The organism is Variovorax sp. LG9.2 (genome assembly GCF_035018885.1).
Classification (GTDB): Bacteria; Pseudomonadota; Gammaproteobacteria; order Burkholderiales; family Burkholderiaceae_C; genus Variovorax.
Map to the genome: position 1 here is coordinate 1 of NZ_JASJXB010000053.1, position 13,245 is coordinate 13,245.

10 protein-coding genes are annotated in these 13,245 nt (G+C 63.7%); 2 read left to right on the forward strand and 8 right to left on the reverse strand.

Annotation, left to right across the window (positions count from 1 at the left end):
* From QN413_RS25940 to QN413_RS25965, 6 genes are all read right to left on the reverse strand, one after another.
* Positions 1-1,023: ABC transporter ATP-binding protein (locus tag QN413_RS25940; RefSeq protein ID WP_323499474.1), on the reverse strand; the 1,023-nt coding region annotated here is incomplete at its 3' end.
* Between the two features lies 1 nt (position 1,024).
* Positions 1,025-1,939: an ABC transporter permease gene (locus QN413_RS25945; protein ID WP_323499475.1), complete on the reverse strand. Its 915-nt coding sequence runs from the start codon at positions 1,937-1,939 to the stop codon at positions 1,025-1,027.
* Positions 1,932-2,876 carry an ABC transporter permease gene (locus QN413_RS25950; protein ID WP_323499476.1) on the reverse strand — a complete coding sequence of 315 codons (945 nt, stop codon included), beginning with the start codon at positions 2,874-2,876 and terminating at the stop codon, positions 1,932-1,934. The genes QN413_RS25945 and QN413_RS25950 overlap by 8 nt, the downstream gene beginning before the upstream one ends.
* A 2-nt stretch (positions 2,877-2,878) precedes the next feature.
* Positions 2,879-4,435 carry an ABC transporter substrate-binding protein gene (locus QN413_RS25955; protein WP_323499477.1) on the reverse strand — a complete coding sequence of 519 codons (1,557 nt, stop codon included), beginning with the start codon at positions 4,433-4,435 and terminating at the stop codon, positions 2,879-2,881.
* A gap of 86 nt (positions 4,436-4,521) precedes the next feature.
* Entirely contained in the window at positions 4,522-6,258 is a 1,737-nt protein-coding gene (locus QN413_RS25960) for a N,N-dimethylformamidase beta subunit family domain-containing protein (RefSeq protein ID WP_323499478.1), read from the reverse strand.
* 80 nt (positions 6,259-6,338) lie between these two features.
* Positions 6,339-8,627 (reverse strand): penicillin acylase family protein, encoded by a 2,289-nt coding sequence (locus QN413_RS25965; RefSeq protein WP_323499479.1) that lies wholly within the window; start codon positions 8,625-8,627, stop codon positions 6,339-6,341.
* A 42-nt stretch (positions 8,628-8,669) separates the two neighbouring features.
* Between QN413_RS25965 and QN413_RS25970 the strand changes: the two genes are divergently transcribed.
* Entirely contained in the window at positions 8,670-9,461 is a 792-nt protein-coding gene (locus QN413_RS25970) for a GntR family transcriptional regulator (protein WP_323499480.1), read from the forward strand.
* 18 nt (positions 9,462-9,479) lie between these two features.
* Here the strand turns inward: QN413_RS25970 and QN413_RS25975 are convergent, their stop codons facing one another.
* Positions 9,480-10,121, reverse strand: coding sequence for a class II aldolase/adducin family protein (locus QN413_RS25975; RefSeq protein WP_323499481.1), 642 nt, complete (start codon positions 10,119-10,121; stop codon positions 9,480-9,482).
* Positions 10,118-11,446 (reverse strand): 3-oxo-tetronate kinase, encoded by a 1,329-nt coding sequence (gene otnK / locus QN413_RS25980; RefSeq protein ID WP_323499482.1) that lies wholly within the window; start codon positions 11,444-11,446, stop codon positions 10,118-10,120. The genes QN413_RS25975 and otnK overlap by 4 nt, the downstream gene beginning before the upstream one ends.
* A gap of 1,617 nt (positions 11,447-13,063) precedes the next feature.
* Here otnK and QN413_RS25985 point away from each other — a divergent pair.
* Positions 13,064-13,245, forward strand: a 182-nt coding sequence (locus tag QN413_RS25985; RefSeq protein ID WP_323499483.1) for a hypothetical protein, incomplete at its 3' end; no start/stop codon positions are given.

Here is a 13,245-nt window from a genome sequence, read left to right on the forward strand (position 1 = left end):
GGCCGCCCCGCCGCCAGCGGCCCCGCGGCCCGCCCCCCGCGGGGGCCCGCGACTCCATCGCAGCGCGGATGCCGGGAGCAGGGCGGGCGGGATTTCGTGGCACACGGGCAGCGCCTCAGGACAGCGCGGGCTGAAGCGGCAGCCCGGAATGTGCACTGAAGGATCGGGGATGCTGCCGGCAATCGACTTCAGCCGGCCGGGCTCGCCATCCAGCCGTGGAATGGCAGCCAGCAGGCCGTCCGTGTAGGGATGCAGCGGCTGGCCGAAAAGGTCCAGAACCGACGCCGACTCGATCACCTGGCCGGCGTACATCACCACCACACGATCCGCGAACTGCGCAATCACCCCGAGGTCATGCGTGATGAGGACCACCGACATGTCGAGCTCCGACTGCAGCTCTTTAAGCAGCTGAAGGATCTGAGACTGGATCGTGACGTCGAGTGCGGTGGTTGGCTCGTCTGCTATCAAAACCTTGGGTTGGCACGCGATGGCAATGGCGATGACGACGCGCTGGCGCATCCCGCCAGAGAGACGGTGCGGGTAGTCGTCGATGCGCCGGGCTGCATCCGGAATGCGCACCAGCCCCAACAGCTCGATCGCCCGCTTGCGAGCCGCGGCTGCGGTCAGCCCCTGATGCAGACGCAGCGGCTCGATGATCTGGTCGGCGATGGTCAATACGGGGTTCAGCGACGACATCGGGTCCTGAAAGATCATCGCGATCTCGGCACCGCGGATGCGCCGCATCTGCGGCTCGGGCAGCTTGAGGAGATCGCGATCGTTGAAGACGATGGTGCCGCTGGAGATCCGGCTCGTCGCACGCGCGTGCAGCCGCAAGATCGACAGCGCACTAACGCTCTTGCCGCTGCCCGATTCGCCGACGATGCCCAAGCATTCGCGCCGACCGATGCTGAAGCTCACGTCGCGAATGGCGGAGACCCAGCCATCGTCACCGCGGAACTCCACGGTCAGGTTGTTGACTGCGAGCACGGGTGATTCGGGTTGCCCCATCGGTTCCGGCACCACCTCAGGCCTCCACTTTCAGCCGCGGGTCGAGCACGTCGCGCAGACCATCGCCCAGGAGGTTCATGCCCAGCGCAGCCAGGCTGATGGCCAAGCCCGGAAACAACATGATCCACCAGGCCTCTATCGAATAGTCACGGCCTTCCGCGATGATGTTTCCCCAACTCGGCGCCGGCGGCGGCGGGCCGATGCCGAGAAAGCTGAGCGCGGCTTCGGCCAGGATGGCGTAAGCAAAAACGAAGGTCAGCTGAACGACCAGCGGCCCCATGCAGTTGGGCAGGATGTGCCGGAAGATCATGCGCAGATGGCCGGCGCCCGAAAGGCGTGCTGCCTCGACGTATTCCATCTCGCGAATCACCAGCGTCGAGGCGCGCGTGATGCGTGCCGTGCGCGGTATGTACGCGACGGTCAGCGCGACGATGACGCTGGTGGTCTGCGGGCCAAGCGCTGCGCTGATGCCGATAGCCAGGAGGATGGCGGGGAACGCGAGCAGCGCATCCATGAAGCGCATCAAGGGCGAATCGAGGCGGCGGAAGTAGCCGGCAGCAATGCCGATGAAGGCGCCGATGGTGCCCGATGCCAGCGCCACCGAAAGCCCGATGAACAGCGACAGCCGCGCGCCTTGCAGCACGCGGGTCAGCATGTCGCGGCCGAACATGTCGGCACCGAAGAGCATCGTGCTCGATGGCGGCTTGAAGCGGTTGCGCATGCGCATCGCAGTCGGGTCGAGACCGGTGAGCATCGGACCGAAGATCGCGGCCAGCACCAACAGCGTGACGATGACCAGGCCGATCACGAACGAGCGATGCTTGAAGAGTTTGCGAACCAGCCGCAGCTTTCGCCGGGGCGCGAGCAACTGCGCGGGGCCTGCCGGCTGTGCGTTGCCATTGGATGTCGACAGCACCGCCGCCTCAGTCATAGCGCACCCGCGGGTCGACCAGCGTGTAGGCCAGGTCGACACAGACATTGACGAGCACGAAGGCGAAGCCCAGCAACAGCATCGTTCCCTGGATCAGTGGGTAGTCGCGCGCCATGATTCCTTGCACCACCAGCCGCCCGATACCGGGCAGCGCGAACACCTGCTCGATGACGACCGAGCCGCCGATGAGCAGCGACAGGATGATGCCGCTCACCGTGACCACCGACATCAGGGAGTTGCGAAAGGCATGTTTGCCGATAGTCACCCACTCGTTCAGACCCTTGGCGCGCGCGGTGCGGATGTAGTCCTGGTCGAGCACGTCGAGCATGCTGGAGCGCGTCATGCGCGCGAGGTAGCCGATCTGGAATAGCGCGAGGATGGCGGCCGGTTGCACCATCGATCGCAGCCACGGGCCGAAGCCTTGCGACAGCGGTGCATAGCCGGAAGAGGGCAGCCAGCGCAACTCCACCGAAAAGACGATGACCGAGATGATCGCGATCCAGAAGCTGGGGATCGACACGCCGATGAGCGCGACGCCCATCACGGCCGAATCGATCCAGGTGTTGCGGTAGTAGGCCGCGATGATGCCGAGCGCGATGCCGACCGGCACCGTGATGGCAAAGGCCAGCAGCGCGAGCGACACCGTCACAGGCAGCCGGGCGATCACCGCGCTGAACACGCCCTGGTTCAGCATCAGCGACTGCCCGAAATCGCCGCGTGCCAGATTGCCCAGCCAGGCGATGAGCTGCTCCCAGATCGGACGATCGAGTCCGAGCTGATGACGCAGCTTGTCGATGGCTTCGGGCGATGCGTCCGGGCCGGCCATGACCACCGCTGGGTCGCCCGGCAGCATGTGCATCAAGACGAACGCGAGTATCGCGACCAGGACGATGACCGGAATCGCCTGCAGCAGCCGGAAGATGACGTTGCGCGCCACCGTTACTTCAGGCTGACGTTCCAGAAGCGCGGCAGATAGAAGCTCGCGAAGTTATCGACCTTCTTCTTGTTGAAGGCGTTGATCGTGCCCATGTCGACGATCTTGATCATGTAGGCCTGTTCGAGCACCTGCTTCTCGATGACGTCCCATGCTTCCTTGCGTTTGCCGGCGTCCAGCGAGGTGTAGAACTTTTCGTAAGCGGCGTCGAGGACAGCGTCGTTCTTCACCTGCGGGAAGGTGTAGAACATCGTGCGCCACTGCTGCGGACCGAGCAATGGGTTCGAGCAGAAGCTGGTGGTCGACACGTTCCATGTCCCGGTGCCGCGCTGCATGTTGCTGGCATTGGTAGTCCAGTCGACCACGTCGACGTTGACGTTCATGCCGGCCGCCTTCATCAACTCCGACAACACGAGGATCGAGGTGCGGAAGTTGGGGTAGTTCGACGTCGTTTGCAGCGTGATCGGCTCGTTCTTGTAGCCGGCTTCGGCCAGCAGCTTCTTGGCTTTGTCCGGGCTTTTCTGGTCGTAGTAGACCTTCATCTTGTCGCCCTGGTAGTACGGGCTGAACGGGTACACCAGCGAGTGGTTCATCTTGGCGATCTGGCCGGTCGCGGTCGAGATTTCTTCGACATCGACCACTGCGTTGATGGCCTGGCGGATCTTCGGATTGGCCGTCGGCCCTTGCGAGCTGTTGACGATGAAGACCTGCATGCAATACGGGAACACCGTCTGCGTCTGGATGTCCGGGTCGCTGGCAAATCGCTTGGCGAGTTCGGGCGGGATGCTGGCTGCGACATCGACGTCGCCGGCCTGCAAGGCGGCGACACGGGCGTTGGCTTCTGGGATGAATCGGTAGCGCACCGAGTCCACGTAAGCGATGCGCCTGCCGGCATAGCCGTCGATGCCCTTGTAGCTTTCGTTGGCGGTGTAGTCATCGAAGCGTTCGAGTACCAGGTGGCTGTCCTTGGTCCACTCGCCCAACTTGAACGGGCCGCTGCCGATCACGTCGGCACCCCGCGCCGGCTTGTCTTTTTGCGAGGCCGGCAAGATGACGAACGGATACACCGGGCTCTTCAGGATGTCGACGAAGACCGAGTTGGTCTTGTTGAGTTTGACGATGAACGTTTCGGGGTCGGGCGCTGTCGCGCTGGCCACGTCGCTGAAGATCACCGCGTTGGGGCTGATCTTGCGATAGCGCTCGAAAGAGGCGAGCACATCGGCAGAGGTCAGGACGCTGCCGTCATGAAACTTCACGCCCTTGCGGATCTTGAAGGTGAAGGTCTTGGCGTCGTCTGCAATGGTGTAGCTCGACGCGATCATCGGTCGCGTCTCGTAGTTTTCACCGACGGTGATGAGCGAGTCGTACAGGTGGTGAATCACCTCCAGCTCGACCGCGCTGCTCGACACATAAGGGTCGAGCGTGCCCGGCCCCGACACATAGGCATAGCGCAATTGGCCACCCTTTTTCTGTGCGTGGACCGGCATGTTCGCCGCAGCTGCAAAGAGTGCGGCAATGGCCGCGACAGTCACCAACTTCTTAAAGATCGTGCGAACGGACATGCCTGCTCCTTAGGTGAAGAGAGAGAGTCAATTTATATGATATATCGGCCAAGCGCCATCACCTGCAAGCGACGTGCCAACGCAGTTCAGGTTTTGTCGGTGAAGCGCTTCAGCACGTTGCGGGTGATCTTGCTCGTGAAGAACTCGTTGCGCTTCAGTCCCATGATCCATTCGCAAGTGCCTGCGGTGACGACCTCGCCTTTGCCCCGCGGCATGTGCACCAGCATGCCCGAACCGTATCGGGCCTTGGCCAACGATTCTTCTGATTGATCACCATAGAGCGACATCGACGCGCCCCGCATGTCGCTTTCGCCGAGGTAATAGCGGTAGCCCTCCTCGGCGAACATCGATTCGACCTTCAGGGCCGGTGACATCGCCAGGATGGAGACACTCGCCGGCGCACCGTCTTCGCCGGTCGGGTAGGGCAGGCCGTAGCGAAAGGTGTAGTCGAGCCCATCGACCTCGTACGAAAAGATGTTGGCAGACGCACCGAAGATGTCGCCGTAACCCAATTGCGTGCCTTCAAAAACCCAGTGGTCTTCCCGGTACACGGTAAAGCCCTTGGAGCCGCGCGGTGCGAAGCCGCCCCACGATGCGTAGATGCCTTGCAGGCCGTTGACGCCAACCGTCGTCGCGCCCGGCCAGTTCACCACCTTGCTCTCCCATGCGCAGGTCAAAAGGTGTTGCTTGTCGGTGCCGTACACAGGGTCTTCGGCGTAGCGGGCCTTGTAGCAAACCTGGCGCGTGCCGTTGTCTTCGAGCCGAACCTGCCACATGAAATTGCCGCCGAAGCGCGCGAGCGAGCCGCCTTCGTCGACGAAGCGGTCGATGCGCGTACGCATGTCATGCGTCCAGTATTCGTCGTGACCGACGATGACCACCGCCTTGTAGCGGTCCAGGATCTCGGGCCGGTAGTGCAGGTCGGTCTGCGTGATCATGTCGAAGGCGATGCCTTCGCGCTCGGCCCAGGTCACGAAGTGGCGGTCGTACTGCGCCCATCCGGACGCTGCAAAGAAGTACCCGTAGCCGTAGCTCCAGGCCCAGTCTTTCGGGTGATAGCGCGGGGCAGTCAGCGGGTCGGGAACCGGCTCGGCGCAGATGCGCGGTGCGCCTTCCGGCAACCACACCATGCCGCGCGTCCAGGGCCGCAGCAGGCTCAATTCCGGTGACGACGAATTCTGGTCGGCGCCGTCGACGCCGATGTAGCTGCTGGCGCCGCCCCAGTCGTTGTAGGCCATCCATGTCGAGGTCGGCAAGATCATCAGCAACTTGGCGGTCTGCGTTTTTTCGGTCGGGCGCACGACGAAGAAATGATGCTGCACGTAGCGTCCGCCGTCGGGCCGGATGCAGGTCGAGATGATCTTGTAGAAGCCGGAGCGGGCGTCCGCTGGAATGGTCCAGCGCAGGCTTTCGGGCCATTGGCATCCGGCCTTGTAGGCGTCTTTAGGGGCGGCATGGAACACGCCGGGCAAGTCGTCCTGCTTGAAGACGGTTTGCGGTTCCAGTCCATCGAGCACCACTTCGAGCATCCAGACCGGTGCATAGGTGCTGCTGTGGAACGTGACCGTGTCGCCCGGATCGTACGAAATCGCATCGGTGTACGTGTGCACCTCGGGCCACGACGGATCTTCGCGAGGGCCGTCGTACCAGCGCCGATCGGACCACCCGCTGTCCGCGTACATCGGACCGATGCTCGGCTGCCCCATGTTGATGGCACGGATGCTGCGTCCGTCTCCGTTTGCGCGCTGACCGAAGGAGTTGACTCGCTTCGGTGGAGTGGAAGAGTCAGGCGTTGGGGCTGCCGGGTCGGGTGCGTCGCTCAAGGTCATGCTCCTGAAGAGATAGCTCGCAGGTTATATGATATATCCGGCGGAGCGCAAGAGGTTTGAGCCGGAGCTTTGCTTCAGTCTGCCGGAACCATCGCGGTGCGGGTCGAGGCTGCTGAGATCACATCCCAGTCGTAGTGCATCGGCACCATCTTGCATTGCGACCAAGCCGCGTGCTGGTCGGCGTAGTGCGGGCTTTCGGGTTGACCTGAGACGCCGCCAAACACGATCCACTTCGAGTTTTCCCAAGCGCCGACGTCGAACACGTAGCGTGCGACCGCCCCGTAGAGCGCCTTCAACCCTCCGGTCGACAGGCTGCCGTTGGCCATCACCGTGTCGTTGTCGCCGCCGACTTGCGCGCCGGGCGGATTCAGCTGCGCAGCGGCTTCCGGGAACTGCGCGGCGAGCGGATGAGACAGCGCTGCCGTATGGTGTTCGCCCCAGGGGCGACCATCGAAAATCCGTGCTGCGCGAGCCAGCGCTTCGGCGAAAGCGTCTGACCACTGCGTGCCACCGAGCAGCGAACGGTCGTCGGTGCGGAGAAGGTTCGGCAGCGTCCACCAGAGCTGATTGACCGGCACAACGCCGGGAGGAACTTGGGTGAACGGATCGCTCTTGGTCGCATTCAGTCCCGAGCGCTCAAGCAGCACGCCCGCCAGTTGCCAACGCATCGCCGCATAGGCCGCGGCCGCGACCGAGTCCGCCGTCATGCGTGCGTCCCAGTCGACGATCAAAGCCTGCATCCGGCCGGCCTCTGCGGGTTGTGGCGGCAAGTCGCGCAGTCGTTGCTGGAACAGCGGCGCGGTCAGGCTGAGCACATCGCCATGCATCGCGGCCATGTCGTCGACCGTTGCTGAAGGCAAAGCGGCGAGTCGTGTCTCTAGCCGACGGGCGCGATAAGAGGGGTGGCAGTCGGTGCAGAAGTAGTGGCGGTCTCCCGGTTGCTCCGCAATGAAGCGGTTGTTTGCGGTGGCGAGGTAGCCGCGTGGCGGGTCGAACGTTTTGGGCATGTCGTCCCAGGGGATCTCGCCTTTCCAATCGTAGTCGCCGGTCCAGCCCGGCACGGGCAGCCAGCCGTTGAGGCGCGGGCGGTGCGGCACCACGGCGCGCACCAGGTGACCGATGCGGCCATCGACATCGGCTGCGACCAGGTTGTGATCGATCAGGCCCCAGCCGCGGGTCGCTTCGAACAGCGCATCGACCGTCTCGGCCTTGAGCATGCGCGGCAGGCAGTCGAAGGATCGGTCGGAGAGGGCGAATTGAGCCGACCGCAGTGCGATGGCGCTGCCATTCGTGGGGGAGCCGGCAACGATCGGCCCATGTCGGGTCTCGACGATATCGATGGTCACGGGCTCGGCGCCACGCACCGTGATGACCTCATTGCGCACGGTGCTGTCGAACCACTCGTCCTTGTACCGATAGCGCGCACCGCCGTCCTTGAACTGCTCGACGAAGAGATCGTGTATGTCGGCGAAGGCGTGGGTCACGCACCAGGCCACGCGGCCGTTGTGGGCAAAGTGCGGGTAGCCCGGCACGCCCGGCACGGTGAGGCCGATGACGTCGAACTCATCGCAAGCCAGATGCGTTTGCACGTACATGCCAGGCATCTCGAATTGACGGTGTGGGTCGCCTGCCAGTAGCGGCCGGCCGGAGGCGGTGCGCGATGGCCCGACCACCCAGTTGTTGCTGCCGCCGCCAGTCGCATCCGATGCACCGAGCTCGGCGAGCGCCTCGATGGCCGGTGCGAGGTCTTGCAGGCTGGCGATCCAGCGCGCGGATTCGGCGCCGGGCGGGATGCAGAGGAGGTCGCCATGGCCATTCTCATCGCCATCGTCGTAGCGCAGCTTGGCGATGTCGTCGGGGCCGATAGCGCCGAGTGCCGCCGCGCGCCACAGCTTGAACCACACCGAGCCCATCAGGAAACCGCGGTAGCGCATCACCGCGATGCTGTGCCACGGTTCCCACTGTTCAGGCGCGGCGCCGAGCAGGCCGTATTCCATCGGCAGCGGATGACTTTCGGCGAGGTATGCGTTCACGCCTTCGGCGTAAGCATCGAGCATGGCGCGTGCATCGGAGCCGAGTGCGGCGTAGTCGGCTTGCGAGGCTCGGCTGCCGCCGAGTCGTCGCGCCAATGCATCGGCCGCCACGGCAGAAGGGCCGGCCCATTCGGCCCAGCGACCGGCCATCTTCAGACGCGTCGCATCCATTTGCCAAAGGCGGTCTTGCGCGTGCACGTAGCCTTGCACGAAGAACGCATCGCGGCTGCTGCCGGCGCGAATGTGCGGGATGGACCAGGGGTCTCGCCAGACTTCGACCGGTGCTGTCAAACCTTGAATTCGAAGCGTGCTGGGGGCGGCTTGTTGCATGATATATCCCTGTCAAATACTCAAAATAACGGAACGCCTGCCATGGGAAGAGCTTCTGCCGGACTCGCGTCGCCTCAGCCTCACGTCCGCTCGATCGGACGTGAGAGCCTCACGACCCAGGTCTACGACGAACTCCGCGCCGGCCTGATGGAAGGCCGATTCTGGCCCGGCTATCGCTTCAAGATTCGTGACCTCGCGGTCGCGATGAACGTTTCCGAAACGCCATGCCGCGAGGCCCTGATGCAGCTGGTGCGAGAGCGCGTGCTCGACATGGACGCGGGCCGATCGATCTGCGCCGCACCGCTCACCTTGGCGCAATACCTTGAGCTGCGCGCCATCCGCCTCAAGCTCGAAGGCATGGCCGGCGAAGCCGCGGCGCGCAACGTCACGCCCGCGCAACTGCGCGAAATCCAGGACCTGCACAAGGCGTTGATCAAGGCACAGGACGACCACGACTGGCCCGCTGCCGTGCGCGTGAACTGGCAGTTTCATCACGCGGTCTATGCGGCCGCGGCAATGCCTGAACTGCTTGCGCTGATCGAAGGCATCTGGTTGCGCAACGGCCCGATGCTCAACCTGCAGTACCCCGATGCGGCACCCACTTACGACGGCGAGCATCAGCATCTGGCCATCATCGACGGGCTCAAAAAGCGCGACCCGGCCAAGGTGCGCGCGGCCATCAAAGCCGACACGATCGAAGGCGGGAGAAAGTTCGTGGCGCTGCTCGAACGCATCGATCGCGGTGAAGTGCCGTATCCGCAGAACCAGGCCGAGCAGGCATTGCCGACACGGGCGAGCGGGGTGGCACGCAAGGTGGCGGCAGCCAAACGCTGAACGCATTTCAGGCACTTGTCAGCCGGCCATCCGCGAGCGCCCATAGACCTTGTAGCGCTCGTGCACCTCCTGCATTTCCGCGTCGCTCAACAGCGTGGGCGCGCCGAGTTGCAGCGTCATCCAGTAGTGGCGCGCGAGCGTCTCCAGCTTGATGGCGGTGGTGACAGCGGCATGGAGGTTCGCTGCGCGGCTGAGCATGCCGTGGTTCGATAACAAGCAGGCGGTGCGACCTTCCAGCGCCAGGACTGCATTGCTTGCGAGCGCGGCCGACCCGAAGGTGGCGTAGGGCGCGCATCGAATGCTGTTGCCGCCGTAACCCGCGACCATGTAGTGAAATGCGGGGATGTCCATGCGCTGACAGGCGAGTGCGACGCAGGCGTCCGAATGGGTGTGGACGACGGCGTGCGTCTCCGGGAAGTGTCGGTATATCTCGGCGTGCATTTGCCATTCGCTCGACGGCACGCCAGCGCTTCGCTCGCGGCCATCGAGCCCGAGTTCGACAAGACTCGCAGCATCGATGCGCGCGGCATCGATGCCTGTTGGTGATATCAACAAGCCGTCGTTGCCGCAGCGCACGCTGACGTTGCCGCTGCTGCCACGGTTGAGGCCTTCTCGGTCGAGTCGAAGATAGGCTTCGACGATTTGCTCTCGATCTGTCATGCGGGTTGCTCCGCGGCAGTGGTAGCGGACACGACCGAGCCGCCGCTTGCCATGCGGTCGAGCGCCACCTCGAATGCGTCGAGGCCGGCCAGCTTGCCGGACTTCAAGCACACCACGAGCGGGTCAGACGATGAGTTGGTCGAAGTTGAAGTGACATCCAGTGCCAGCGGCAACGATGGCCCGGCGAACGGACCGACCTGCAGCCGATCGATACCGAGATGCGCCAGCACAGCGCCCGAAGTTTCGCCACCCGCAATCAAAAAACGCCGTGTGCCGCGTGCACGCAATCCACTGGCGATGCGACCCAGCAAGTCTTCCGCGGATGCGGCAAGCCGTGCGACGCCAAACTCAGCCTGCAACAGTGCGACATTGGCCGGCGTGTCCGACGTCGACACAGCGATAGGTCCGTCCGACATGCGCGCGTCTGCCCACGCCAGTGCGGCGCCGACCACGTCATCGCCGCGGACGTGCGCCTTCAAGTCGAGTGCAAGAACAGGATGGGAGCGCACGAAGACGTCGAGCTGGCGCCGGGTTTGTTCGGCGCAACTACCGACCAGCACGACGCCATGGCCGCGCACTGGCGGGAAGTCATCGGGCGCGCGCCCACTGTCGAGCCAGCCGAGCTGGCGCCACAGGGCAGGGTAGTGCGCCGCGAGCGACGAGCCGCCCGTCATCAACGGCCAGTGCACCGTGGCTTCGGCCAAATGCGCAAGGTCTTGATGGTCGGCCGCATCGGCGATGGCGCAGTCGATGCCTTCGCTGCGGAGCATGGCTACGCGCTGCGCGATGGCGGTTGCGCCGACACGCACGTCGACGTGACTGATCAATCCGATGCGTCGGGTCGTCTGCCGTTGCAGTACCCGCACCAGGTCGGGATCGGTCATCGGCGTCACCGGATCGTCCTTCTTCGGCGACTCGCTCACCAGGCGATCACCGACGAAAAGATGGCCCTGGAAAACAGCGCGCTGGTATTCAGGAAAGGTCGGGCAGCACGCGGTGAACTCGCTGCCCGTTTGCGCCATGAGCACCTCGATACACGGCCCGATGTTGCCCGTGTCAGTGGAGTCGAAGGTGGCGCAGTACTTGAAGAAGAGCTGGCGTGCGCCAGCGGCGCGCAAGACCGAGGCGCCGGCTTCGAACAGCGCGCGCGCTTCGGCTGCGGGGGCGATGCGGGTCTTCTGTGCGATGACGACTGCGTCTGCGTTGCCGATGGGTTGGGCGGCGCTGGCCGAGGTTGCAAGCAACGTCGATACACCTTCGGCGACAAGCATCGCAGCAAGTTCGAGGCCGCCTGTGAGGTCGTCTGCCAGTCCACCAAGAATCATTCGGAGCGCTCCTGTTTGGGAACTGCGGATACGGGGTGCTAAGACCGCAAAACGTCGAAGAATGCGTCAATAAAATATATCATATATGCCGATTTTTACCCCACGGCAATCTGCTGCGCCGGCACTGCCGTGTTGAGCGCACGGAAGGCGCACACGTGGTCCCCGACGCTGTTCTTGAGCAATCGCGTCTCAGGGGTGACCTGCGATTGACTGCAGGGTCGATCGATCGTTTAGACAGGCATCTAGATTACGACGTTAGCGCTAATGCCTTACACGCAAACTCGGCACCATCAGCAAGATGTGAAACCTTCACATGACCTCCAGCTGAGCGAACCACCATGCGCCGCGAACCGTTTGTCGAAAACCACGTCGGAGGAGGCGGGCCCCCCGATGCGCCCGCAGATGGAAGCCGGCACTCTTCGGTACAAGCGCAATGGGATTTGGTAGAGCAAGCCTTTCATCGTGACTTCGGTGGTCGTGCTGCCGCAGGCGAGCAGTGGGAAATGATCGATCGCGCATTTCGTCGGGATTTCGGTGAAGTCGCTGCCAGGAAGATCTTGAGCGGCGAGGCGCCCCGGCCGGCCCGCACTCCAGCCGGCTCGGAGTGGTGTGCGAACACAGTTGAGTCAAAGGCATCCAACTGCAGCACGAGCGGAGAGATCGCGTCACTGCAGCCAAAGCCTTTGTCCGTTGAAGCGCGACGCACGGAGGACCGGTCAGAAGCACCTTTTGCGAGGCGAGTCGCGCTAGGCGGCTTGCTGCCGGGTCGGCAACCCATCTTTCTTGAACCGTTCGAGCCGCCCAGTGGAGAACTCGATCCAAGTAAAGGACGAATTTGGTTTTCCGCTCCAGCCTTGTTAGCGGCGGGCTTCTTTGCGAGTGCAGTCGTAGCCGCATTTTTTGCGTTTTGGGGCGCGAATCCACGTTGGGACCGAGATCTGTCCCGGGCTATCACGAGCGTTGACGCTACGGCGGTGACCCCAGCCAATCAGAGCTTGCCTGCACGAGCTGGGCTACTGCTGGCACCCTCCCTCGATCCCGCTGGTGAGCCACGCAAGGCTTCACCGGATCAAAGTCAAATTACGCAGAACACAGCGTCACCTCTGGACCTGAAGGCGATTTCTCCGACATCCGATAGCTTGTTCGACCGTGCCAACGCGCCGCCCTCTGCGAACAGCAAGGGTTCGACCGCCTATGCACAAGGGGAGGCCCAGGGTTCGACAACGTGGGCCGGACAGAGCACGAGCCGTGTCAGCGGAAGGAATGATTCCTCTGCCAGGCTTTCCTCGGATGCGACGTCTCGGCGACCGGAACCACTACGGAGTAATGACGACCGCATTCCCTCACCTCGGCCGCCCGTCGTCATGCCCAATGTCTCTCCGGCAGTGTTGGCAGTCCGCACGCCCCAGCGCCCCGAGCCTTTTCGGGAATCCTGTGACTTTGTGAGGCGCGTGCTTGGAGACTCGCGCTGCATGGATCACGTCGGCCTACCAGCATCAGGCGGACCTTCCCCCAGCAGCTCTGCAGCTGTTACTGCATCCGGTGGAGGCTCTTCAGGATCGACCGTAGTTTCTGCAGCATCCGCCAGTGGAAGCAGTTCTGCGAGCAGTGCGTCGAGTGCTGGCGCAGCAGGAGCAGGAGCAGGACCTGGCGCAGGCGCAGGGGGATCTGGCGGGGCCGGACCTGGCGCAGGCGCCGGCGGCAGCGGTGCTGGTGGTGGAGCTGGTGCAGGGGGCGGCGGGTCAGGCGGCAGCGGGTCTGGCGGCGGAGCTGGTGGTGGGTCTGGCGCAGGCGGGAGC

What these genes read in the sequence shown, in the direction of transcription:
- QN413_RS25965 (WP_323499479.1), bottom strand. Translation starts at nt 8,627, where the DNA reads ATGCAACAAGCCGCCCCCAGCACGCTTCGAATTCAAGGTTTGACAGCA.
- QN413_RS25945 (WP_323499475.1), bottom strand. Translation starts at nt 1,939, where the DNA reads ATGACTGAGGCGGCGGTGCTGTCGACATCCAATGGCAACGCACAGCCG.
- QN413_RS25955 (WP_323499477.1), bottom strand. Translation starts at nt 4,435, where the DNA reads ATGTCCGTTCGCACGATCTTTAAGAAGTTGGTGACTGTCGCGGCCATT.
- QN413_RS25975 (WP_323499481.1), bottom strand. Translation starts at nt 10,121, where the DNA reads ATGACAGATCGAGAGCAAATCGTCGAAGCCTATCTTCGACTCGACCGA.
- otnK (WP_323499482.1), bottom strand. Translation starts at nt 11,446, where the DNA reads ATGATTCTTGGTGGACTGGCAGACGACCTCACAGGCGGCCTCGAACTT.
- QN413_RS25970 (WP_323499480.1), top strand. Translation starts at nt 8,670, where the DNA reads ATGGGAAGAGCTTCTGCCGGACTCGCGTCGCCTCAGCCTCACGTCCGC.